20 protein-coding genes and 2 riboswitches are annotated in these 24,687 nt (G+C 42.6%); of the genes, 15 read left to right on the forward strand and 5 right to left on the reverse strand.

The window, feature by feature from the left end; all coding sequences use genetic code 11:
* Positions 1-9: 9 nt before the first annotated feature.
* Positions 10-1,755: a gamma-glutamyltransferase gene (gene ggt / locus HUN01_RS05730; RefSeq protein WP_181932570.1), complete on the forward strand. Its 1,746-nt coding sequence runs from the start codon at positions 10-12 to the stop codon at positions 1,753-1,755.
* Positions 1,756-1,859: 104 nt separating this feature from the next.
* Here the strand turns inward: ggt and HUN01_RS05735 are convergent, their stop codons facing one another.
* On the reverse strand, positions 1,860-2,123 hold the full coding sequence (locus HUN01_RS05735; RefSeq protein ID WP_181930461.1) for a hypothetical protein: 264 nt from the start codon (positions 2,121-2,123) through the stop codon (positions 1,860-1,862).
* Positions 2,124-2,819: 696 nt separating this feature from the next.
* Between HUN01_RS05735 and prfB the strand changes: the two genes are divergently transcribed.
* The 6 genes from prfB (at position 2,820) to HUN01_RS05765 (ending at position 7,163) form a co-directional block, all read left to right on the forward strand.
* A protein-coding gene (gene prfB / locus HUN01_RS05740; protein WP_181930462.1) for a peptide chain release factor 2 occupies positions 2,820-3,939 on the forward strand; the annotation gives its coding sequence in 2 pieces (ribosomal slippage) (positions 2,820-2,891 and positions 2,893-3,939; 1,119 coding nt in all).
* 266 nt (positions 3,940-4,205) lie between these two features.
* Positions 4,206-4,361, forward strand: a complete 156-nt coding sequence (locus tag HUN01_RS05745) for a DUF3285 domain-containing protein (RefSeq protein ID WP_084226969.1) — start codon at positions 4,206-4,208, stop codon at positions 4,359-4,361.
* A 39-nt stretch (positions 4,362-4,400) separates the two neighbouring features.
* On the forward strand, positions 4,401-4,928 hold the full coding sequence (gene ybeY, locus HUN01_RS05750; protein WP_181932571.1) for an rRNA maturation RNase YbeY: 528 nt from the start codon (positions 4,401-4,403) through the stop codon (positions 4,926-4,928).
* Positions 4,929-5,081: 153 nt separating this feature from the next.
* On the forward strand, positions 5,082-5,537 hold the full coding sequence (locus tag HUN01_RS05755) for a diacylglycerol kinase family protein (RefSeq protein WP_181930463.1): 456 nt from the start codon (positions 5,082-5,084) through the stop codon (positions 5,535-5,537).
* Positions 5,538-5,792: 255 nt separating this feature from the next.
* Positions 5,793-6,392 (forward strand): anthranilate synthase component II, encoded by a 600-nt coding sequence (locus HUN01_RS05760; RefSeq protein ID WP_181930464.1) that lies wholly within the window; start codon positions 5,793-5,795, stop codon positions 6,390-6,392.
* Between the two features lie 3 nt (positions 6,393-6,395).
* Positions 6,396-7,163: an MBL fold metallo-hydrolase gene (locus HUN01_RS05765; protein ID WP_181930465.1), complete on the forward strand. Its 768-nt coding sequence runs from the start codon at positions 6,396-6,398 to the stop codon at positions 7,161-7,163.
* A gap of 85 nt (positions 7,164-7,248) precedes the next feature.
* On the opposite strand, the gene HUN01_RS05770 is transcribed toward HUN01_RS05765, so the two are convergent.
* Entirely contained in the window at positions 7,249-8,490 is a 1,242-nt protein-coding gene (locus HUN01_RS05770) for an FG-GAP repeat domain-containing protein (RefSeq protein WP_181930466.1), read from the reverse strand.
* 679 nt (positions 8,491-9,169) lie between these two features.
* On the opposite strand from HUN01_RS05770, the gene HUN01_RS05775 reads away from it, so the two are divergent.
* Positions 9,170-10,483 (forward strand): aminopeptidase P N-terminal domain-containing protein, encoded by a 1,314-nt coding sequence (locus HUN01_RS05775; protein ID WP_181930467.1) that lies wholly within the window; start codon positions 9,170-9,172, stop codon positions 10,481-10,483.
* Positions 10,484-10,922: 439 nt separating this feature from the next.
* Here HUN01_RS05775 and HUN01_RS05780 read toward each other — a convergent pair whose 3' ends face one another.
* Positions 10,923-12,113: a sensor histidine kinase gene (locus HUN01_RS05780; RefSeq protein WP_181930468.1), complete on the reverse strand. Its 1,191-nt coding sequence runs from the start codon at positions 12,111-12,113 to the stop codon at positions 10,923-10,925.
* A gap of 439 nt (positions 12,114-12,552) precedes the next feature.
* A riboswitch (cyclic di-AMP (ydaO/yuaA leader) is annotated at positions 12,553-12,774 on the forward strand.
* Positions 12,775-12,871: 97 nt separating this feature from the next.
* Here HUN01_RS05780 and ntrB point away from each other — a divergent pair.
* From ntrB to HUN01_RS05805, 5 genes are all read left to right on the forward strand, one after another.
* Positions 12,872-13,723 (forward strand): nitrate ABC transporter permease, encoded by an 852-nt coding sequence (gene ntrB, locus HUN01_RS05785; RefSeq protein ID WP_181930469.1) that lies wholly within the window; start codon positions 12,872-12,874, stop codon positions 13,721-13,723.
* 87 nt (positions 13,724-13,810) lie between these two features.
* Positions 13,811-15,253, forward strand: a complete 1,443-nt coding sequence (locus HUN01_RS05790; RefSeq protein ID WP_181930470.1) for an ABC transporter substrate-binding protein — start codon at positions 13,811-13,813, stop codon at positions 15,251-15,253.
* Between the two features lie 485 nt (positions 15,254-15,738).
* Positions 15,739-16,575, forward strand: a complete 837-nt coding sequence (locus tag HUN01_RS05795) for an ABC transporter ATP-binding protein (RefSeq protein ID WP_181932572.1) — start codon at positions 15,739-15,741, stop codon at positions 16,573-16,575.
* Positions 16,576-16,592: 17 nt separating this feature from the next.
* A riboswitch (cyclic di-AMP (ydaO/yuaA leader) is annotated at positions 16,593-16,822 on the forward strand.
* 199 nt (positions 16,823-17,021) lie between these two features.
* On the forward strand, positions 17,022-17,642 hold the full coding sequence (locus HUN01_RS05800) for a universal stress protein (RefSeq protein ID WP_181932573.1): 621 nt from the start codon (positions 17,022-17,024) through the stop codon (positions 17,640-17,642).
* Positions 17,643-17,756: 114 nt separating this feature from the next.
* Positions 17,757-19,094 (forward strand): ArsB/NhaD family transporter, encoded by a 1,338-nt coding sequence (locus tag HUN01_RS05805; protein WP_181930471.1) that lies wholly within the window; start codon positions 17,757-17,759, stop codon positions 19,092-19,094.
* A 316-nt stretch (positions 19,095-19,410) separates the two neighbouring features.
* Here HUN01_RS05805 and HUN01_RS05810 read toward each other — a convergent pair whose 3' ends face one another.
* Positions 19,411-19,614, reverse strand: coding sequence for a high light inducible protein (locus tag HUN01_RS05810; RefSeq protein WP_181930472.1), 204 nt, complete (start codon positions 19,612-19,614; stop codon positions 19,411-19,413).
* 481 nt (positions 19,615-20,095) lie between these two features.
* Here HUN01_RS05810 and HUN01_RS05815 point away from each other — a divergent pair, with 481 nt between their 5' ends.
* Complete coding sequence (locus tag HUN01_RS05815) at positions 20,096-23,215, forward strand: MFS transporter (protein ID WP_181930473.1); 3,120 nt, start codon at positions 20,096-20,098, stop codon at positions 23,213-23,215.
* 456 nt (positions 23,216-23,671) lie between these two features.
* On the opposite strand, the gene HUN01_RS05820 is transcribed toward HUN01_RS05815, so the two are convergent.
* On the reverse strand, positions 23,672-24,346 hold the full coding sequence (locus HUN01_RS05820) for a HupE/UreJ family protein (RefSeq protein ID WP_181930474.1): 675 nt from the start codon (positions 24,344-24,346) through the stop codon (positions 23,672-23,674).
* A 152-nt stretch (positions 24,347-24,498) separates the two neighbouring features.
* Between HUN01_RS05820 and HUN01_RS05825 the strand changes: the two genes are divergently transcribed.
* Positions 24,499-24,636 carry a hypothetical protein gene (locus HUN01_RS05825; RefSeq protein ID WP_181930475.1) on the forward strand — a complete coding sequence of 46 codons (138 nt, stop codon included), beginning with the start codon at positions 24,499-24,501 and terminating at the stop codon, positions 24,634-24,636.
* Positions 24,637-24,687 lie beyond the last annotated feature (51 nt).

Genomic DNA, 24,687 nt, shown 5'->3' on the forward strand with positions numbered 1-24,687 from the left:
CCAGTTGCGATGCCTGCGACGCACGTAGCCATCGCAGTCTTTTCTTTCACCCTCTTTGTTTACAGCCAAGTCGCCTCGGCTGCTTTAACTTTACCCCTACGCAGCAAAAAGGGAATGGTGGTTTCAGCCCATCCCCTAGCGAGTGAAGCGGGAATTTCGATGTTACGCAAAGGTGGTAATGCAGTGGATGCAGCTGTAGCCACAACCTTTGCAATTTCTGTAGTTGAGCCTTTTTCAGCCGGAATCGGTGGCGGCGGATTTTTGCTGATGCACTCTGAGAAAACTGGCGACATCAAAGCATTAGATTTCCGTGAACGCGCACCCCTGAAAGCTACAAAAAATATGTATCTTGACGCAGAAGGAAAGGTGCGTCCCAATGCAAGTATTAAAGGTTATTTAGCAGTGGCGACACCAGGAACGGTGTCGGGACTTTATGAAGTGCATCGTCGCTATGGTAAGCTTTCTTGGCAAGAGGTGATGAAACCTGCGATCGCACTCGCTAAAGATGGCTTCATTCTGGGCGATGTAGCAACTTGGCGTTATCTGCAAACAAACCAATCTAGCCAGCCAGCACTTCTTAACAATCCAGCCCTGCGGGAAATATTCACTCGCAAGGGTGAATTTTACAAACCAGGGGACAAGCTAGTGCAGCGTGATTTAGCACGTACTTTAGCTACAATTGCCCAAAATCCCCAAAGTTTTTACACCGGAAGTATTGCTCGTGCGATCGCTTCTGATATGGTAAAAAATGGTGGTTTAATTACTTTAGAAGACCTCAAAGCCTACAAACCAATCTGGCGCACTCCCGTTTGTGGAAATTTTCGCCAAGCTAAAATTTGCTCAATGCCACCACCTTCATCGGGAGGCGTTCACCTATTGCAGATTTTAAATATTATTGGTGATACCGATTTTAAATCTTTGAGATGGCATCATCCCGACGCTATACATTTAATGGTAGAGGCAATGAAGATTGCTTACAGCGATCGCTCACAATATTTAGGCGATCCTGATTTTGTCAAAGTCCCTGTACAAGAACTGCTTAGTCCAGCTTACGCCAAAAAACGCCGTCAAGAAATTAATATGCAAGTGGCTAGACCCTCGATCGAGATCAAGCCAGTAGATTTGAATTCCAAATGTCTGCGTTTTTCCCCATCCCCTTGTCCTCGGTATGAATCTCCTGAAACCAGCCATCTTAGTGTTGTGGATGAAGAACGCAACGCCGTGAGTTTGACTTTCACGATTAATCTCAGTTTTGGTGCTGGTATAGTGACACCAAGAACTGGAATTGTCCTCAACAATGAGATGGATGATTTTGCTGCTGCGCCAGGAGTACCTAATGCCTTTGGTTTGGTTGGTAACGATGCCAATAGCATTGCACCCCGCAAAACTCCTCTATCCAGCATGACTCCCACAATTGTCACAGAAAATGGTCATTTTCGGATGGCAGTGGGTGCGCCTGGTGGTAGCACCATCATCACCCAGGTTTTGCAAGTGATTTTAAATGTGCTGGAATACAACATGGATGTTGGTGCGGCTGTTTCTGTTCCACGCATACATCATCAATGGCTACCAGATGAGTTGCGCGTCGAATCCTGGGGCTTAGATGCTTTAACTGTGCAAGACTTACGCCGTCGGGGACACAAAATAAAGGAAACTGCTCCCTGGGGTAATGGTAACGCGATCGCGGTTACACCCGATGGAACTCTAGAAGGGGCCGCCGATCCTCGCGGTGAAGGTTCCCCAAGAGGTTTGTGAGCGAGTGAGAAATTGGGGAGACGCAACGACGCGCAGAATAACTAATGATAAATGACCAATGACAAATAACAAATGACCAATGACAAATGACAAATGACAAATAACTATTGATTTTGAATTGTTGACTCTGCGTAGCTGCTGTTGCCAAACTCGTTTGCCCTTGCGCTAGGTACTAATGTCCAACCTGCTTTCAGAAGTTTTTGATAAGTTGCCCAACCTTTAGAACCACCTGGTATTTGATAATCTGGGACTGCAAAATGTCCAAAAGTGGTGTAGGGACGCCAAGGCTGATTGGGTTCTGTCTGCAAATACAAAATTTTCTCTCCATCGCCACCAGACTTAGATAACCAGCACATTTGTCGATGCATTGCAAACTCCTTTGCTTTTAGCTAATAACTAACGCATAATGACAGAATTTTGTCAAGTTACACCTCACCCTTGTGGAGTAATTTTTTGCCTAATACTTTAGACAAGGTGTAATTAATTTCTATCCATTATTAGGATAATTACTTAACAATTCATGCCTAGAGGACAGCTGTTAGTAGGACACAAAGATAAACAGTTTTCGCTCACCTTCTTGATTGGGTGAGATTTTTCTAATGTTATCCGCGTTTTTTATGATTGGGTGTAACAATAACTACTGTTTTGACTGGGGTTCGCAATCAGACTATTTGTTTTTCTGATTATATTAATCACAGATTTTGGAAATGACTTATAAAACAGGAGTCAGAATTCAGAATTCAGAATTCAGAATTGGTGAATACTCTACCCATAAAGGGATAGAGTTTTAAGGCGAGAATATTTTAATTTTTTTCACCCACTAAACACTTGCTTTTTACCAATATTCGTCACCCACTCGTACAGAATTCATCCGCTCATTCTGACCAAAGCTAACGAAAACGTCTCTGGCTTTGCTCCTGAGTTCTGAATTCTTCTTATAAATTTTTGTTGATTAGAAGTAGTGCAGGGAGAATTTGCCCAACTACAGCTAAAATTAATAAATACAATAGAATAAAGAGCAATTTAACAATCCAAAGCGCTCTATCAATCATTCAGCAAGCACTATGGAAGTCTTAGAACTCAAACGCGAAATCGAAACGTTGTCTGGCCGCCTGGGTAAAACCCAGGACTATCTTTGACGTACCTGCACTGACAGCCAAAATTCAAGACCTCGAAAAAATATCTGCTCAACCAGAATTTTGGAATGACCAAACCCAAGCCCAACAAACCCTACAAGAACTCAACGACCTGAAAGCCCACCTCCAGCAATACGATCAGTGGCACGCCAATTTAGAAGATACTAAGGCAGTTGTTGAGTTATTGGAGTTAGAAACCGATGAGGCACTACTCCAAGAAGCGGAATCTACCATCACTAAACTGAATCGTGACCTTGACCAGTGGGAGTTACAACAGTTACTTTCCGGGCCTTATGATGCTGAAGGTGCTGTACTGACCATTAGTGCTGGCGCTGGTGGCACAGATGCTCAAGACTGGGCATTTATGCTGATGCGGATGTACACCCGTTGGGGCGAAGCTCACGGCTATAAGGTAACTTTGGCTGAAGAGTCGGAAGGTGATGAAGCCGGAATTAAATCGGCAACCCTAGAAATTACTGGTCGCTATGCTTATGGTTACTTGCGATCGGAAATGGGTACACATCGCTTAGTGCGGATTTCACCTTTTAATGCCAACGGTAAGCGACAAACCAGTTTTGCCGGGGTGGAAGTAATGCCGCAGATTGATAACTCTGTGCAATTGGATATTCCAGACAAAGATTTGGAAATCACCACAACTCGGTCTGGTGGTAAAGGTGGACAAAACGTCAACAAAGTAGAAACTGCGGTGCGGATTGTTCACCTTCCCACGGGTCTTGCTGTGCGCTGTACAGAAGAGCGATCGCAACTGCAAAATAAAGAAAAAGCCCTAAATCGCCTTAAAGCAAAGCTGTTGGTCATAGCCAAAGAGCAACGTGCCCAAGAAATTGCCGAAATTCGTGGCGATATGGTGGAAGCCTCCTGGGGAAATCAAATCCGTAACTATGTATTTCACCCTTACCAAATGGTGAAAGACTTGCGTACAAACACGGAAACAACAGCGATTGGCGATATTATGAATGGTGAACTTGATACATTCATCCAAGCTTATCTGCGCCAAGAAAATAAACTAGTAGAAAACACTCCTTGATAATTGAGGGTTATTTACAAGTAGTAAGTAAATTGTTTTTAAGATTACTTACTACTTGTTATCAGGAAAGGCAGAGGGCAGGAGGCTCAGTTGGCAGAAGGGAATTTTGATTCTGGCGCTGAATCCTCAACTGAGGTAAAACAATAAAAGCCTTCTGCCTCCTGCCTTCTGCCTTCATTGATAAATTTCTCAGCAAGATACAGGCGATCGCCATTCTATCCCAGACCAACTGTTACAGTTATAAAAGAGTCTGTAGACAAATAACTATGAGCAACTCTCCTTCATCAGAACCTCAACCTAGCTACGTAAAACTCGCCATGCGAAACATGGTGCGGAAGGGTGCAACTTCCCTGAAGCATTTTGCGTTGACTGCTGTAGGGCTTTTAGCTCTCCTTGTTGGTCTTGCTTACCTAACTCACTAACGACAAATCGTAAACCTCAGACTAGGAGACTGTGTGCCCCTGAGAGTTGAACTATATGTGGAGGAGTATTTTTACGAGTTGTCCCCGACAACATCTGTAAAAATTGGGGACACCCATGCCCGAATTACTCCTGAAACTTGGGAAAATTGGTTTAATAACTGGTTGGAAATACTTCACCCTCAGATTCCGCCAGCGCCAAGTTATGAAATTGGGTTGCGTTTGACAGATGACTCGCAAATTCAAGAACTCAATTCTCAGTATCGTCAACAAAATAAGCCTACCGATGTTTTAGCCTTTGCTGCTTTGGAGGTGGATTTTCCTCAAAGCGAAGAAATGCTAACCTCTGTGCCATTATATCTAGGTGATATTATTGTGTCTGTAGATACGGCACAACGCCAAGCTCAACAACAAGAACATAGTTTACCAACTGAACTAGCCTGGTTAGCTGCTCATGGTTTATTGCACTTGTTAGGCTGGGATCATCCTGATGAAGAAAGTTTGGAGCGAATGTTAGAACAGCAAGTGAGATTGCTGAACGCAATAGGTATTACTATTGACATTGAATAGCAGTAGCTTGTGTATCCGTTAGTGTCAATTTTTGGTAATACTTTTATAATACTTCTGTGGAAAATTCCCTAAAGATTGCCTCAAAGTTAATTCTGCCATTAAGATTGGCAAATATTCCCACTGTAGCAACTCTATCTTTGTATTTTTAAGTCTATGTCCCAAAAAATTTCTCCACCACCAACGCCTACCTCGTTACAAACACTTGTGTCTAACGAACGAGAATTCTCTTGGAAAGTAGCCTCTAATTTATTTGTTAGTTTTAAATATGCTTGGGCTGGAATCAGCTATAGTTTTCAAACTCAACGTAATTTTCGCATCCATGTAAGTGTTTGTGCTTTAGCGATCGCTTTAAGCGTTTTTTTACATCTGCAAGCGGTGGAAATAGCGGTAATTGGTATAACTAGTGGTTTAGTTTTGGCATTAGAGTTAATAAATACAGCGATCGAGTCCCTTGTGGATTTAACCGTTAAGCAGACATACCATGATCTGGCAAAAATTGCTAAAGATTGTGCAGCCGGTGCAGTCCTTGTCTCTGCTTTAGTAGCGGTGCTAGTAGCTGGTACGCTATTGCTCCCTCCTCTGGTAACGTTAATTATATCGGCTTTGTAAATGTGATTTGCGGAGGCGAGCATTTACCGCAGGCATAGCCAGGTGACTCGGTAAGAGAATTACACTCTGTCCGATTTACTTTGCACAACATATTATAAGCAATTCAAAATTTACGAAGTGGCTTGTCGTAAAGTAGCCGCTTTATATATACGTGTCCACGTCAGCGTTATTTTTACACCTACCGAACAAATAGCATGAGATATTTGTCTATGCTGTTTGCAACTGATGAGTGTTAAAAACCAGGAGTGATGAGCTTTGATTATAGTTATCGATAATTACGACAGTTTTACATATAACTTAGTGCAATATCTGGGAGAATTGGCAGCAGAATTCCCAGTTGCAGATGAGATTAAAGTTTTTCGTAACGACAAGATATCCATAGATGAGATTCGGGCATTAAAGCCGGAAGCCGTGGTTATTTCTCCTGGGCCTGGTCGCCCGGAAGATGCTGGCATTTCTTTAGAATTGATTGAACAGCTAGGACAAGAGTTACCAATTTTAGGTGTCTGTTTGGGACATCAAAGCATCGGTCAAGTATTCGGTGGTAAAATAATTCCGGCTCCAGAATTGATGCATGGCAAAACCTCTCAGGTGTCTCACACTGGGGTGGGAGTTTTCCGGGGATTAGAAAATCCTCTAACCGCCACCAGGTATCACAGTTTGGTAATCGAACGTGAGACTTGCCCAGATGTGTTAGAAATCACCGCTTGGGTTGAAGACAACACCATTATGGGAGTGCGACACCGGAACTATCCTCACATTCAGGGCGTCCAATTTCACCCAGAGAGTGTCCTGACATCTTCAGGAAAACAGTTATTGCGAAATTTTTTGGAACAGTTACAGTCAAGAGCATAATTAATGAAACGACGACAGTTGATGGGCTATGCTGGGGCGGGGTTGGTCACAGCTTTAGTTACTACCTTGGGTTCTGAATCTCAAGCTGACGCACAATCTAGCGGTTTATCAGTTCAGTGGTTGGGTCATACTTGCTTTCTTTTTACTGGTGGCGGTGCAAAAATTCTTGTCAATCCATTTCGGACAGTCGGCTGTACTGCTGGATATCGTCCCCCAAAAGTGGCAGCAGATTTAGTACTGATTAGCAGTCAACTACTAGATGAAGGTGCTGTGGACGTACTACCGGGAAATGCAAAACTCATCTATGAACCAGGAGTTTATGAGTTTAAAGGTATTAAGTTCCAAGGAATTGCCATAGACCACGATCGCAAAGGTGGTAAGCAGTTTGGCTCAAACACCGCTTGGAGTTGGAAGCAAGGCGGAATTAATATCCTCCACTTAGGCGGAGCCGCTGCACCAATTACCATTGAGCAAAAAATCCTGATGGGGCGTCCCGATGTAGCATTTATTCCAGTGGGAGGCAGTGCAAAAGCCTACAATGCTGAAGAAGCAAAGCAGGCTGTTCAAGTGTTAAATCCTAAACTCGTGATTCCAACCCATTACCGGACACAAGCCGCCGATGCTGCTAAGTGCGATATTTCACCACTGGATGATTTTCTGACCTTGATGCAAGGTATGCCAGTGCGGCGTAGCAATGGAGATAGTATTTCCATTAGCCCTGGTAAATTGCCGGAAAATGGGGAAATTCAAGTTTTGAGTTACAAGTTTTGATGAGCAGGGGATGAGGGAATGAGGGAGAAGTTTTAGTTAGTTTTTCCCCCAATGCCCCATGCCCCATGCCCAATGCCCCTAAGTTTTAGAATGTATACCACTCTGGGCCAAGCTTATCTGCGTCGCTGATGGGAGTCTCAACGGCTGTTGTCTCATTTATAGTCCAAATGTTGTCTGTACCTGCTGTCTGGTCGCGCCAGTAGATATCAGTCTTGCCATCGCCGTTGAAATCGCCAAGAGATGGTGTCAAGGCCGCGTTATTAGCTGGTAAGAAAGCTTCAGTTGCAACTGTTGTGCCATCCATCAACCAAGCGGTGTTTGCACCTGTGGTTCCATTGTGCCAGAAGATATCGGTCTTGCCATCACCGTTGAAATCACCAATTTTAGAAGTCCAGGATGAGTCAAGTGTAGCCAAAGCACCTTCTGTGACTAAGATGCCATTCATCGTCCAAACCTTGTTCTCACCTGTTTGAGCGTTTCTCCACAGAATGTCTGTCTTAAAGTCACCGTTGAAATCACCAAGGTTAGCAGTCCAGGCGGCATCTTGTGATTGCAGAGCAAATTCAGTCTTTTGCGTACCATCCATAAACCAAGCGGTGTTATCGCCTGTTGTGGCATTGCGCCAGAAGATATCGCTCTTACCATTGCCGTCAAAATCAACAATGGTAGGAGTTAGTGCTGTGTCTGTAGGGTCTAGAACAGTTGCATTTAGAACGGTGGTGCCATCCATCTCCCAAATAGCGTTCTCGCCAGTTGTAGCATTATGCCAGAAGATATCAGTTTTGCGATCGCCGTTGAAATCTCCAATCTGAGGACTCCAAGCTGGATCAACGCTACTTAGAACAGCCGCACTACCAACTCTGGTGCCATCCATCAGGACAATGCTATTCTCACCGGTTGTCTTATTGCGTAATAAGAAGTCGGTTTTGCCATCAGCATTGAAGTCAGCAATTTTGTAATCATAGGCCGATAGGTCAAATTGACCCAAAGAACCCTGTTCGACAACTGTTGTGCCATCCATCAACCGAATGATAATCTCACCAGTTGAAGCATTGACCCAAACTTTGTCTGTTTTACCATCACCGTTAAAGTCAGGAGTAATCGCCGCACTAGTTAAGTAAGGATTAGGATTGGGATTTGCTGACGTTTTAACAGGCGCGGTCACCGCTTGACTTTCTAGTGCTAGTGAAGAACTCTTATTTCCAAACCCTAAATCATAATTTAAACTCTTAAGAGAAGTTGTCAAGATTTCTGATTTTGCAAAAGAATCTGATAACAATCGAGATGTATTCAAACCTAAGGGTGAGGAATTTGAATTGTCAGGCATGGTGTATTTTTATTATTGGTTGTTATATTCTTTTAACTTTCTTTGGCAATCTCTTTCTGTAACGAAATAACATTTACCAGGGTTTCAATATTTCTTTAGAACTATTTTTTATTTATTAATGTCACTCTTTGAAGATAAATGCTTTTTTGTTTTAAACTAGTACCCCAAAATTTTCAAGTTCTATATAAGCAATTACGAAATATTTTTTGTAGCTTATATATGATTGCTTATAGATAAAGAATGACTATTTTCTTTGACATTTGAAGGTTGTATCAAAAATCTACCTACGAACCAGAAATCTATTTTATGTTTAATTGAACAGACTTAATTAAACTAGAAGCGATCGCTTTTTTATTATGGGTTGAGTGGAGATAGTTTTTATACTGTGTGTTGTTAGATTTATGAAATACCAGAATTTATATAAGATAAACGTTTAAAATTTATTTCATTTCATAAATATCCTAAATTATTCAATAACAACAAGATCCCCGACTGCTTTAATAAGTCGGGGATCTAAGTCTTTCAAAATAATTGTTTATTATCCAATGATTTATAACTTGAGTGGAAACAAATATTGGTTAGAATAACTTAGATTAGCAACTATTAAGAGGCATCATCTGTGTACCTGTTAGTTGCCAAAAGTGTAAAATAACACAATACTTTAATACATACATCAGCTATGCAAGCAGAATATCGGCAGCGTCGCGAGCAATTAATGGCAAAAATTGGTGATGGTACAGCCATTTTTCGCAGTGCGCCAATGGCAGTGATGCACAACGATGTCGAGTATGTTTATCGCCAAGACAGTGATTTCTTCTACTTGACTGGTTTTAATGAACCACAGGCAGTAGCAGTGTTAGCGCCGCATCATGCAGAACATCGGTTTGTGCTGTTCGTCCAACCGAAGGATCGCGAAAAGGAAGTATGGACTGGCTATCTTTGTGGGGTAGATGCAGCGAAGGAAATGTATGGTGCTGATGAAGCGTACCCGATTAGCGAGTTAGATGAAAAGTTGCCGCAGTATTTAGAAAAAGCCAGCCGGATTTACTATCACTTAGGACGCGATCGCACTTTTAACGATCAAATCCTGAAACATTACCAAAGTTTACTGCGGACTTATCCGAAGCGCGGCACAGGGCCGATCGCTATTGAAGATACTGGCCCTGTCCTCAACAGCATGAGACTAATTAAAAGCGAAGCTGAATTAGAATTGATGCGTCAAGCAGCTGCGATCGCTACTGAAGCACACAATTATGCCCAAAAAATCGCGGCACCTGGACGTTATGAGTATGAAATCCAAGCGGAGATGGAACGCATCTTTCGAGTCCGGGGTGGGTTAGGGCCGGCTTATCCTTCTATTGTGGCTTCCGGTGTGAATGCTTGCGTACTGCACTACATTGAAAATAATCGTCAAATGCAGGATGGAGAATTACTGCTAATTGATGCCGGTTGTGCTTACGGTTATTACAACTCTGATATTACCCGGACATTTCCTGTTGGGGGTAAATTTACGCCAGAACAAAAGACGCTGTATGAGATTGTTTTAGAAGCACAAAAACAAGCGATCGCTCAAGTGCAACCAGGTAATCCTTTCAACTTAGTTCACGATACAGCAGTGCGCGTCCTCACGGAAGGTTTAGTTGAACTTGGCATCCTCAAAGGTGAAATTGACAAGTTAATTGAAGAAGAGAAATATAAGCCATATTATATGCACCGCACCAGTCATTGGTTAGGTTTGGATGTTCATGATGTGGGTGTTTACCAGCACGGTGAAGATAAACCGCAGATTTTACAACCAGGTCAAATTTTGACAGTGGAACCAGGATTATATATTGTGCCAGATACGAAATTAGCAGAAGACCAGCCAGAGACAGATTCTCGATGGGTTGGTATTGGCATTCGTATTGAGGATGATGTGTTAGTTACACCTGATGGACATGAAGTGTTAACTGCGGGAGTTCCTAAAGCGGTAGATGAAATCGAAAGATATTAAAGAAGTCGGAAGTACAGTTTTGTAACGGGGATTTAGAACAAGACTTACATCCTTGCGGCTTGATTTAAAGCAACAGGACTTAAACCTGACTTTTCACGTCATGTGGAAAAGCCCATGAAAGACCTAACCCCCTAGCCCCCTTCCCGACACGGGAAGGGGGAAAATTCAAAGTCTCTCTCCTTGTAGGAGAGAGATTTAGAGAGAGGTTTTCCAGATCCCTTGAAAAGTCAGGACTTAAACCCGCCGAATCATCACAAAGACGCGATTTATCGCGTCTTTTGTCTTAACCGAACAGTATTGGTTTGTAAAGCCCTGGTGATTGGAAATCGCGGCTACACAGACAAAACCCACCTCCGTGGGTTTGAAATCCTTGATTTTGTATTAGTCCACGGAGGTGGACAATGCTTGTGTATTCGTGATTTCCAATCACCCAATACTTTTAAAATTCCATTTCCAAAGGAAAAATGACAGTGAAAGTAGAACCAACACCTACCTGCGAGGCTAGGTTAATTTGACCTTGCAATAATTTTACCAACCGCGATACGATCGCTAATCCCAACCCAGTACTATCGGGAAGATAGGGGCGATCGCTAGCACTTACACGAAAATAGGGTTCAAATATCTGGGTTTGGTTTTCTGGTGCGATGCCAATTCCTGTATCAGAAACTGCGATCGCCCATCTCTGGTTCTCTAACACCTGACACATTATAATCACAGTCCCCGACTCTGTATAACGAATCGCGTTACTAATAAGATTTGTGATAATCTGTTGCAATTGAAAAGAATCTGCCATTACCTTTTCGGGAGCGCGATCGCAATCCACCACAATTTGTAAATTTTTTCCCGCAGCTAAAGGTTCTAACATTTCACACACATTACCAATTAATTCACTTACATCCGTAGGCGCTAATTGGATTTTTATCTGCCCCGCTTCATAGCGCGAAAGTTCTAGTACATCATTAATCAGATGAAGTAACTGTCTACCATTGCGTAGTACTCGCTCAATATGTTCTAAATTGGTAAAGTTGTCTTTTATCTCAGTCTTGCGTCGTTGTTGGCGTAAAAATAGATCCGAGTAGCCAATAATGGAAGTGAGGGGATGTTTCAATTCGTGGGCTAATTGGGAAAGATACTCTTGATTAGCGCTAATTAACCGCGTGAGTTCCTCATTATGGAGCGTTAGTGATGCTTGCAATCGGTGTAATTCCCGCAAGCGTTGCTCAAAATAACTCTTGAAACATTGAGCGATCGCTTCATCTACAATCGCATCAATCAAACGCATGGAACGAATTATCTCTGATGGGGTTCCCTTCAATAAATCTGCTTGTATAGCATCAAATATTACTGTTCGCAGCAGATGATATTCTCTGGCAATTTCTGCTGGATCAAAGCCTTGTTCGGCTCGAATCGCTCCATGCTGAAAACTGGCAATAACCATTGACTGAATATCATTATCCTGAGATTTTGAAAGAACTGTCACCATTGCTTTCAAAAGATCAGGGACGTGATCCTTTACTGCTGTATAAGATAGTTCATCAGCACTTTCAATGCGTCTATCCTTACGAACCGCTGCAATCCATTTTTTGAGGATGGTATCCGTTTTTTCAGCCAGTACTTGACTAAAATCCATTATGTTAAATTCAGCTAGGAGATAGATGAGTAAACTTCCATATCCAAATAGTTTAGCGAGTGAAATGGATATTTACCAAAAAAATCGATATGTTCCACCTACCAAAAGAAATAGATTTTACACATTCTTTCGTTGGTTAGATTAACTAACCGTAGATAAAATCTGTGCAGTATAATATATATCTTAGAGTAGACAATAAAACTCTAGCATTTAACAGGCTTGATACTTGACTTAATTAAATTGGTTAGTTTTCTGTGTAAGGAGTTCACTCACAACATAACCAAAATTAGAGATTTTCTTGATTACCGAAAAGCCAATGTAGGTACTTAACTTTAGTATTAAAAGAAACAATATTTATCATAAAACAGATGTAGTTACTAAAGCATTAATGTTATGTTCTACATATCGATGTTATAATGTGGACAATCTAGTATCTATTCGAGTAAGTCAGCCTAATCCAACGCATCACAGTGCGTGACGTTGGAGCGGAGGAACCAAATTGTGGGGCGAATCTTATAGAAAGTGAGGAGTTGAGAGTTAAAAGTGAAGAGTTTATAAATTCAACTCAGCACTCGGAACTCAGCACTCAGCACTCTTAAAAGAAGGGCATCTCTCAGCCCTAGCCCGTCAGCTAACTTCGTAGGCATTGAGAGGAGACTGAAGAGACGGCATTTTTATAATGTTCTAATCTCATCAGTGTCCAAGGCTGGTACTGCTCAGACTTTTTGTACCTGCACTTAAATCTGTTGAGGTCGTCAATGATATTTCAACTAAATTTAGCAGCGATCGCGGCGATCGCGGGGCAAGCCGTTTGGAAAAAGACCAAACCTGTCATTTTTAGAGATGTCTTCTTTTTACCAGTATTGGGCTTCTTGGGAATAATTGTCCTGTGGTGGATTATTGCACTTGCCAACCATGAATTGATGCCCACTCCACCAGAAGCGCTAATCGCTAATTTAGACTACATCTTAAATCCCTTCTACCAAAGAGGCCCAGGCAACTTGGGAATTGGTTGGTTGTTGATCGCAAGTCTGCGTCGGGTATTAATAGGCTTTTTGTTAGGTGCGGTAGTAGCGATTCCTCTAGGATTTCTAATTGGGATGTCCAGACCGGCAATGCTAGCACTTAATCCGATAATTCAAATTTTTAAACCCGTATCGCCCCTAGCTTGGCTGCCCATCGCCTTAGCAATTTTCAACTTAGCAGATCCTTCCGCCATTTTTGTCATCTTTATTACCTCCTTATGGCCGACAATTATTAATACCGCATTAGGAGTTTCTAGCGTTCCCAAAGATTATTTAGATGTGGCACGAGTGCTGGAAATGCCACGTTGGCGACGAATTACAAAAATCATTTGGCCTGCAAGTTTGCCGTATGTTTTTACAGGTTTGCGAATTAGTTTAGGGATAGCTTGGCTAGTAATCGTTGCTGTAGAAATGCTCACAGGTGGTGTTGGTATCGGCTTTTTTGTCTGGGATGAATGGAGTCGTTTAAACTTGAGTTCAGTCTTTTTAGCTGTGTTGATAATTGGTGTAACTGGGTTAATCCTAGATTACGCCTTGGGCAAACTCCAAGAATTAGTAACCCATCGCCCTAGAACTGCCAACTAACAAAATTCGGCTGCTATCAAAACAGCAAAATGTAACAATACTCTGCGCTTGAAGCGTGAGTAATTGATCACCAATGGAGCTACAAAAATGGGTGATAATAACTGGACTCGACGAGATTTTATTAAAGGAATCGGAGCAACCACAACCGGAATAGCGCTATCTTCCTGTGGAATTTCAGGAGATAGATCAGCTAAAGGACTAACTGAAGAAGCCTTAGCCGTGCAACCAGTAGTTAGATCGCAAGACCTAGAAAAATCTGACCTTACCATTGGTTACGTTCCCGTTAATGATTGTGCGCCATTTGCGATCGCCTGGAAAAAAGGTTTCTTCCGCAAATATGGTTTGAACGTTACACTCAACCGCGAAGCTAGTTGGGCTAATTCCCGCGACGGTTTAATTTTTGGTCGCCTGGATGCTTCACCCGTAGTATCCGGTGCTGTCACCAACGCCAGAATTGGTGCTGAAGGCGCACGCCAAGCCTCCTTGTGTGCAGCCATGACCATTCATCGTCATGGTAACGCCATGACAATGAACAAAGCCATGTGGGATTTTGGGCTGCGTCCGTGGTACGAATATCAAGAACAATATGGCGATGGCGCTTTGGAAGCCTTTGGGCGCGATTTCCGAGGCTATTTTGAGAAGCAGTCGTCAGAAAACAAAGTCTGGGCGGTAGTATTAAGTTCTGCCATTTATGAATACTTTGTCCGCTACGTATCCGCCGCCGCAGGTGTTGATCCTCTCAAAGAATTTCGGATCATCATCGTTCCGCCCCCTCAAATGGTAACAAACGTGCGGATTGGTGCCATGCAAGCTTACATGGTTGCAGAACCCTGGAATACACGAGCAATAACAGGTAATGAAAACATCGGCTTTACCTTCGCACAAGGTAAAGAAGTCTGGTTGGGACACCCAGATCGTTTGTTGGGAGTGATGCAATCTTTCATCGAAAAATATCCCAAAACCTATCGTTCTTTAGTCAAGGCGATGATTGAAGCCTGTCAGTATTGCAGCAAAGTAGAAAATCGCCAAGAAGTAGCCGAACTACTTACAGACCGTTCCTTTACAGGTGCTAAACCCAAAAATCAAGATGCTCCAATTGCGAAATTTACAAGTCCCGGAATTCTGGGCAACTATAATTACGGCGGCTTTGACGGCAAAGACCGCACCATCCAAGCCGATGACACCACGATTTTCTTCGATATTCCTGACAACCTTCCCAAGCAGCCAGGAGAACACTCGACATTCTTATGGAGATCGAGAAGTATCTGGTTAATGACACAAGCAGCCCGGTGGGGTCAAATTAAGGAATTCCCCAAAAATGCCGAGGAACTAGCCGAAGATGGCTGGAGAACAGATTTATATCGGGAGATAGCATCTGAAATGGGCATTGAGTGTCCCAAGGATGATTACAAGGTCGAACCACCAGAAGTATTTATAGATAAGAAAGGCTTCGATCCCAGCGATCCGGTGGGTTATCTAAATAGTTTTGCTATCAGGGCTAACGCTCCCACTAACTTTTTCATGTCGTGAAATACCCCTTTTTGCTTCGCTGAAAAAGGAGCTTCCAATTTCAACTACAGCAACGACGGTCTTATTCGTCTTTTGGGTTTCCCGTTTCATCCGCTCTTGCCACGTTAGGCATTCCTATTACTAGAAATTCGGAACTAAATCCGATGATAGCGCAGCGTTAGCGAGTCATCGAGCGTCTGGTCTTACAAAGCGTCAACAGGCAGCCGCCCGTCTACCACAGGCAGTTTGATTTTTATTTGCACAACACCGCTTGGATTTATTGCAATAGCAGACCAGCTAACAGTGTTCTTTCCCCGATCTACCGATTTATCTGCGGCAAATATCTTACTACTACTTTGAAGTTAGCCTGTCTGTTCAATACGGTCGGGTGGGTCAGCGACCATTTATATCATACGTCGCTAATGCTGCGCTATCAGCAGCCAGCATCCTTTTGATCGGAAACAATCCAAAATTGATTGACTAAATTATTTCGGGAGCATTTGATGATGGAATATACTTCATTCCCTATTAATACCCAGACCGAAGTTCTTCCCCGCACTGGATTTTTAGAAATTGAAAATTTAGTCAAGTCTTATCCGACACCTGATCAAGAGAATTTTGTCGTTTTAGATGGAGTTAATCTGACAATTGGTGAAGATGAATATATTTCTGTAATTGGTCACTCCGGTTGTGGTAAATCAACTCTATTAAAGATAGTAGCTGGTTTAGAAAAAGCAACTTCCGGCTCAGTCCGGCTAGATGGAAAAGAAATTCGTCAGCCAGGAGCCGAGCGGATGATGGTATTTCAGAACTATTCGCTGTTACCTTGGTTAACAGTACGAGAAAATATCCGTTTAGCTGTGGATGAAGTGCTAAAAAATGCTAATCGGGCTGAGAAAATTAGCATTGTAAATCAGCACTTGGCAATGGTAAACTTGACGGCGGCGGCTGACAAATATCCTGATGAAATCTCTGGAGGTATGAAACAACGAGTAGGTATTGCCAGAGCTTTAGCAATTCGTCCTAAAATGTTGCTGATGGATGAACCTTTTGGGGCACTAGACGCGCTAACTCGTGGCAAATTGCAGCGGCAGGTATTGGATATTTGGGAAAATAATCGTCAAGCAGTGATGATGATTACCCACGATGTAGACGAAGCAATTTATATGTCCGATCGCATCGTCTTAATGACCAATGGCCCGTCTGCTAGTATCGGGGAGATTTTAGAAGTTCCTTTTGAGCATCCACGCGATCGCGCCGCCATGCGAAACTCAAAAGAATATTTTGAACTCCGCAACCACGCCTTAAATTTCCTTGATCGATATTTTGCCCAAGACGAGTAAATTAGATTATCATTTTTTTTAGTGGGTAGCCTAATTCAAATTCATGAAAGCTGGATTTGGAACGGAGGAACCAATGTTTGGGGCTAATCTTGCAGAGAGCAGCAATTTAAGAGTCAGAAGTTCTAACTCAGGACTCAACACTTAGCACGGGCTAAACACCCCGCTTCCGCTAACAGCACTCCTAAGAGAGAGACACCTTCCAGTCTTAGCCCGTCAGCTAACTCCGTAGGCAATGGAAGGAACCCCCAAGAGTTTGGCTGTAATACAGTTATTATTGGGGTTTCCTTGACTGATTTAAGATTTGAGATTTTGGTTATCGTTACTCAATTTAAAATCCAAAATCGTTCGACTGAGCGTAGCCGAAGTCCAAAATCCAAAATTTGTCCCCCTGCTTCTCATTACTAATTCATTTCATTGGGAGAAGTAAAACTGTGCAAATCAAGCCAATGTTAGCACGTCTGCAAAGTGCCACAGGTCGAGATGACTTAATTGAACAAATGGTACTGCTGCCAGAACCTAAAAAACCTTTTTATAACAAACCTCAAAGCTCAAAAGCAGTTAATTTAATTGTTGCTTATGACGGATCTCCCAAAAGTCATACGGCATTAGATATTGCCTTTTGGATTGCCCATCAAACCCGTTTAGCTACTAATGCAGAAGTTACAGTTCAAGCTGTTTATGTATTAGAAGATAATCAAAGCAGTCAGGCTCCAAATATCTTGAGCTTTCCACAACAACAGCCTTCATTGGAATGTCAAGTTAGTGAAGTATCAAAGTCTGTCACACTGGTATTAACTCAACCCAAATTGCAGGCAATAGTAACTCCCTTACAACAAGCAGATATAATTCTTTGGCAAGCTCGAAGTCTAGCTGAAGAATGGCAGGGTTGCTTCAAATCTCATTTGCGCTTTGGCTGCATTTCTACAGAACTTGCCAAAGTTGTTGAATCAGAAAATGCCGATATTCTGTTTTTAGGTTGCAACTCTGTTAATCACCCAATGATTGAGGCACTAGGCTCTAATTTTCCCTGCGCCGTTTTGGGTATTCCCAGTTGTATTGATGAATAATCGCTATTTCAAATTTCAGTAATTTTTATCCAATTTTAATCACAGATAAGTCACCTATAAATAGGTGGCTTTTTTCGCTACTATTCAACCAATTAAACTTCGAGAGGTTAGGGTGTGGAAAACTGGCAAGCAATCCTTAGTGTGATTACGTTTACAAGCGTCATTTTTTTAGTAATGACGGAATGGGTACATCTCACTATTGCAGCATTACTAGGAGCATTATTGTTAGTTTTTAGTAACGTCATGACTTTACAAGAAGCTGTTGGTTACATCGGTAACAGTCATGGAACACTCGGTTTATTCTTTGGAGTTATGGTGTTAGTACGGGCTTTTGAGCCTACCAAGATATTTGATTATTTAGCTACTCAAATAGTACTCTTAGCGAAAGGACAAGGCAAACGTCTATTACTTGGTATTGTCGCTATTGTGACACCCATTTGTGCAGTCTTACCAAATGCCACAACAGTAATGTTGCTAGCACCTTTAATTCCACCAATGGCGGAGGAAATTGGGATAAATTTCGTACCATTATTGATTTTAATGGTGTTTGTTGCTAATAGTGCCGGACTGCTGACTTTAGTTGGAGATCCTGCTACATTTATTGTCGGTGATGCTGTGAATATCAGCTTTACAGATTATTTATTGAAATTGAGTTTAGGAGGAGTGATTGCCATTGTCATAGTGATTGCAACACTGCCATTTTTATTCCGTAAAATTTGGAATACACAGTTAGATAATCTTGAAGAACTGCCACACCCACAAATAAATCATCCACGTGCTTTAAGCTTCGGTGCAGTTATTGTATTTTTCGTCCTGCTATTTTTTGTCATCGGAGAATCTCTACCAGTTCCGATTTCACCTGCTGCCGCAGCTTTGTTAGGAGCAGCTTTAGCTTTGCTTTTATCTCACCATAGCAAAATCGATTCAGTTAACAACATTTTGCGGGATGTAGACTGGAGTACATTGATATTTTTCATGAGTATTTTTGTGCTAATCGGAGGACTAGAAAAAACAGGTGTAATCAGTGGTTTATCAGGAATATTGGCAGTAATTTTAGGAAAAAATATTATCCTGGGTTCTCTATTTTTATTATTTTTTGTGGGAATATTATCTAGCGTAGTGCCCAATATTCCTCTAGTGGTGGGGATGGTTCCCTTACTGAAACAATATATTGTGACTGTCGGATTAGCACCCACAGAAGTTTTAGCACAAGACTTTCAAGGACAGTTTCCGCCAGAAGTATTACCTCTGTTTTATGCCATGATGTTTGGTGCAACTTTAGGAGGTAATGGCACACTTGTAGGTGCATCATCTAATATCGTAGCCGCTGGGATTTCTGAGCAGCATGGACGCCGCATCTCGTTTAAAACTTTTCTCCACTACGGTATTCCAGTGATGCTATTACAACTAGTAGCTTCAGCTTTATATGTGTTGTTTCGGTTTTTACTTTAGGTAAGGATAGTGCTAAGTAAGTCGGCGTAAATATTTGATTTTTGAAAATATACGTAGCGGCGTGGCAAGCTTCAAATAGTGCATTAGACGTAGGTTGGGTGGAGCGGAGCGCAACCCAACATATATCTATCAAGATGTTGGGTTACGCAAAGCCTCCACCCAACCTACAATTTTTTGGAACATTTTAGCCTTGCCACGCCAGCAGAGTGCGTTAGCGACAGTATAACGCACCCTACAAATGCCTAATTTTGTTCAAAAATCAAATCGGACTCCTATAGGTTCTTAATCAGTCAGAATGACTGTGGCAGACTATTTATTAGTAACCAATTATGTGTAATACGTCGCGCAGAACGCTAAAACCGGCTAAATCCCAAAGTAAATAGGCAAGAAAGCCAATAGCTGCTAATCGACCGTTCCAGATTTCGGCTTGAGGAGTCCAGCCAAACAAAAATGCGTTGCGATCTATGCCGTTATAAGCTTTAGCAACAGCTGATAAATCAGTGGTAGGACGTGTTTCCATTTTTTTGTACTCAAGATGTGTTTGTTAACTTTAATGTAGCTATTTATAACTAAACTGCTTTATGCCTGTAGAAACAAACTATAGACACTTCTTTAGGACGATAATCAACAACATATTGGTACAGACAAATCCACCTTGAGAGGGTGACAAAAAATAGCTATGTAAATAAATACGAAATATTGTAAAGCTTATAATTCATGTACAATCAATCGCTAAAAATAACTAATTAAAAATTATAAATTAGCTATATACACATAATCTTGTCTGCCAATTAGATCAAGTTTTTCATCAAGAGACAATAAAACTTATATCTTCCGCTGGATGAGGGTTTCAGCCTTTTGATGGATGCTTTAAACAGCTAAATTCTACGATTCTGATCTAAAGAGTTAGGTATTGCCATAGGTACAAACATAAATACTAAGAGTTGCTTCTCAAGAAAATCTTAATTCCCCAAATTTAAACCTTAGAAGAAGGAAATACAATGTTCCAAAGTACGGAAATCATGCTGGGACTCTACAAGCCACTATTGTGGCTAGCACAGATTACAGGAGATCCCTCAAACGTCACGCCAGCACAGGCATCGGCTCTTGTTTCCGGGCCGCGCTTTTTTGTGGCTTTAATCTCCGGCGTGATTCTAGCCTTTGCTTTCCAACTAGTTCTAACTAATCTCTCCCTTGCAGCCGGTATTTCCTACCTGGGGCACTCATCTGATTCGGATTCAGATGATGGGGAAGTGGGAAGTTTGGGTGGCAGCATTCGCAAAATCGGCACAGCAGTGGGGATTTGGACATTAATCACTGTGACGATCGCCTTATTAATCGCTTCTTTCCTCGCAGTAAAATTGAGCCTGGTAATCTTAGATCCAGGATTGGGAGCGATTCTCGGTTTGGTGATTTGGGGTGCTTACTTTTTAATTCTCGTTTGGGTAAGTTCCACCACAGTGGGTTCCTTAATTGGCTCAGTCGTCAATACCGCAACTTCCGGCTTTCAGGCGATTATGGGGACTGCTACCGCCGCACTGGGTGCTAAAGCTGTGAATAACCAAGTGGTCGCGACAGCTGAAGCCGCCGCCGCCGCTATCCGTCGAGAATTAGGAAGCGGCATCGACCCCGTAAGTATCCGGGAAAACATTGAAGATTACTTAGAAAAGATCCGTCCTCCAGAACTCGATGTGTCAAAGATTCGGAGTGATTTTGAAAATTTACTCAACGATCCGCAATTAAAAGCGATCGCAGGGACTCCAGATATCCGCAACATCGACCGCCAAAAGTTCATCGAGTTAGTCAGCAGTCGCACCGACCTTTCCAAAAAAGACGTTAGCCGCATTGCTGATACGTTGTATAAAGTTTGGCAGCAAGTGGTAAGTCAGCAACCACCCACGGAAGACCGTTTGGGTGAGTTGATGGATTATCTGAAATCACTTCCACCAGGACAAAGCAAGACAGATGAACTCAACGCCAAGCTGGATCGTTTAGTCGCAGACAAGGGTGGTTCCAAAGGATCTGACCAAAAAGCAGCTACGGGGCCAATTCAAAGTACACTCCAGCAAGGACTATCTGCCTTAACCGGCATCGTGTTGGGACGCACAGATTTGTCTGATTTAGATGTGGAAAAAATCTTGCGTAGCCTCACCACTGCCAAAGAGAAAGTCACCCAAGAAGCAGATAAGCTAGGGTTGCCAACGCCATCGCAACCTTATAGTCCAATTCGGGCTGATGTCGAAAATTACCTGTACAACACTTATGCTTGGCAACTGAGTCCAGAAAAAATCACTCAGGAATTTCATGATGTCATCTACGACCCAGCAGCCGACCCTGGAATCGTCCGCAGGGAACTAGAACGACTATCTAGTAATGATTTCGCCAAAATCCTCCAACAGCGGGGATTGCTCACCCAAGGACAAATTCAGCGCATTGCCGATCGGTTAGAAACTGTCCGCCAAGAAGTCCTAGTGACAGTGAGAGCGATCGAAGAAAGAGAGATAGTCCAAGACTTGCAACGCGCAGTGGAAAGTTATCTGCTCGTTACTCCAAAAGCAGATTTCACAGCCGAAGGCATTGAGCAGAATTTCAAACCTCTGTTGCAAGACCCAGAGGCAGATTATGAAACCCTGACATTGCGACTGGCACAGATTGAAAGGCAGGAAATTCGGGAGATATTGCTGCAACGTAATGATGTCCAGCTATATGAAGTAGACAGCATTCTGGATGAGTTGGAAAAACAACGCGATCGCGTCTTGGTAGAATCCAAAGGACTAGCTGAACAGGCACAATATCAAGCAGAAACCCTGTGGCTGAATGTAGAATCATATCTGCGTAACACCGGAAAATCAGAACTGAATCCTGATGCCATCCGCGCCGACTTCAAAAAGTTACTGGAAGATCCCCAAGGTGGAATCACCTCAATTCGGGCACGTTTGTCTCGCTTTGACCGCGATACTTTGGTGCAATTGTTGAATCAGCGGGAAGATTTGAGTGAAGATCAAATTAATCAAATCATCAATACTGCTGAAGAGTCATGGCACAGTATTCGCCACACACCCCAAGCTTTAGCAGATAAGGCGAAAGAGCAATACGACTCTGTTACCACCACGATCGCAGATTATCTCCGGAATACTGGGAAACAAGAACTGAATCCAGAGGGTATTCAGCGAGATTTGACCAGATTGTTTGAAAATCCCAAAGAGGGAACCGTAGCACTACGCCGTCGGTTGTCGCAGGTAGACCGGGATACACTAGTGAAGTTGCTCAGTCAACGTCAAGATTTGAGTGAACAACAAGTCAATGAAATCATTGATTCCACCCAAACTTCGATTCGCAACTTTGTACGTGCGCCTCGTCGCCTTGCTACCCGTACACAGCAAAGAGTGGAAACATTCAAAGGTTATGTGGAAGAGTATCTGCGCCAAACAGGCAAAGAAGAACTCAATCCTGAAGGTATCAAACGTGACTTGCAATTATTGTTGCATGATCCACGAGTCGGGGTGGAAAGTTTTAGCGATCGCCTTTCCCATTTTGACCGCTCTACCATCATCGCCCTGCTGAAAATTCGGGAAGATATTTCTGATGAAGAAGCGGCGCGGATTGCCGACAATATTGTATCTGTAAGGGATCAATTTGTAGAACAAGTGCGGAATATTCAACGAGGTATTCAAGATGCAATTGACGGGGTTTTTGGCCGCATTCGCAACTACCTCAACTCCTTGGATCGCCCGGAACTTAACTATGACAGTATCAAGCACGATGTTCGCACATTTTTTGACGATCCCCAGGCGGGATTTGATGCTCTGCGCGATCGCCTCTCCTCTTTTGACCGTGAGACCCTAGTGGCAATTATGAGTTCTCGTGAGGACATCTCCGAGGAAGATGCCAACCGGATCATCGACCAAATTGAACGGGCCCGCAACACAGTATTACAACGTGCAGAACGCATACAGCACGAAGCCCAACGTCGCCTAGAACAGGTAAAGCATCAAGCACAGCGGCAAGCAGAAGAAACCCGCAAAGCCGCAGCTACAGCAGCTTGGTGGCTGTTTGCCACAGCACTCGTCTCCGCGATTTTCTCTGCATTAGGAGGAGCGATCGCTGTAATTGCGCTGTAGTTACAAGTTGTCTCCGCTAACTTTTAAGCCTCCCATGCCGGGAGGCTTTTTTGTACTTATACCAATTAAATTAATGATTGCAACACATCCTTGGGTAAAGACGCGATTCATCGCGTCTTTACAAATGATCTATTTGTCGTATTCTTTTTTCAAATTGGTATTGGGACTTATGCAAAACTATATGCTGTAGGGGTAATTCATGAATTACCCCTACAGCGTGTTCTGTTCCAGTTTTAATGAACTTTGGGGGTTTAAGTCCCCTGCCTCTATAGGCAGCCCGTTTTGGGTCGGGGTCTAAATCCCCGGACGCTCTCTACGAGACGCTAAAAGCGAACGCGGACTCGCTAACGCAAAACGTAATTGCGAATTGCGAATTGCTTTAATACGTAGTGGGGGCGCACAGCTAGGTGTACGCCCCCACGAATGAATGTATTCCACTGAATTGAAATATATTATTTAAATAATTGAATTGCTCAAAAACACAATGCCGATCGCACATAAAGCGAAACCAGCAATGGTAATTTTCCAGGGTAAAGTTCGGTTGATTTCTCCCATACCGATTGCAGTACCAATTTGTCTGGCACTCATGGCAACTGCAAACAGAGTTAAGATCATACCTACTATATAGGCAATTAATGGTATCGTTCCTGCCCCAATAATAGATTCATCAACAGTGTAACCCTGAAATAAACCAGCACTGATGCCCATGAGAGCAAGTACCACAAAGTTTGGTTGATTTGGCATCATCAGCATAGTACTAAAAATGATGGTAGAAATAGCGATCGCTATTTCTGCACCTGGAAAATTTAGCTGGGATAGATGAATTACAATGCCCAAGATTGCTGCTAAGACAAAGCATCCAACTATCACAGCGCCACGAATAAACACAGATGATAGTAAGCCAATAGCAACAATACCAACTAAACAATCCAAGCCAATTACTGGGTCTGCCAGTCCCCAGAGAAAGCCTTCCCAGTAGTTAGAGATGGTATGGTTAACTGGTGTTCCACTTAATGAACTCAGCAAGCTGATTAAAAGTAGAACTGCGATCGCACCAATATGGCGATGCATTAAATTCGAGGTATAAAATTCTCGTGAAGTACGGAATGATGATAATTTAGTTTTGAACATCACTATATGCCAAATTAGTTTTTTCGGTAATTTATACTACCCACCTACCCCAAAAAACTAACGTGGTAATTACGCTAGATTGTACTAGCTTCATCTGACTCAGTATTCAGGGCTGAGTAAGTTTTAATTTACTCAGCAATTACACTGAAACAGTGGTTGAAGATATAGGACAATACGGTTCGGTTAAGGCAAAAGACGCGATGAATCGCCGTCTCTACAAAAGACCAATTATTGTAGAGACGGCGATTTATCGCGTCTTTGTGATAAATTATCGAATCTTTGTGATCTAAAATTTTCATCAAAAAGCCTTAACCAAACCGTATTGAGATATAGGACTCATA

The organism is Nostoc edaphicum CCNP1411 (assembly GCF_014023275.1).
In the GTDB taxonomy this organism is placed as follows: domain Bacteria; phylum Cyanobacteriota; class Cyanobacteriia; order Cyanobacteriales; family Nostocaceae; genus Nostoc; species Nostoc edaphicum_A.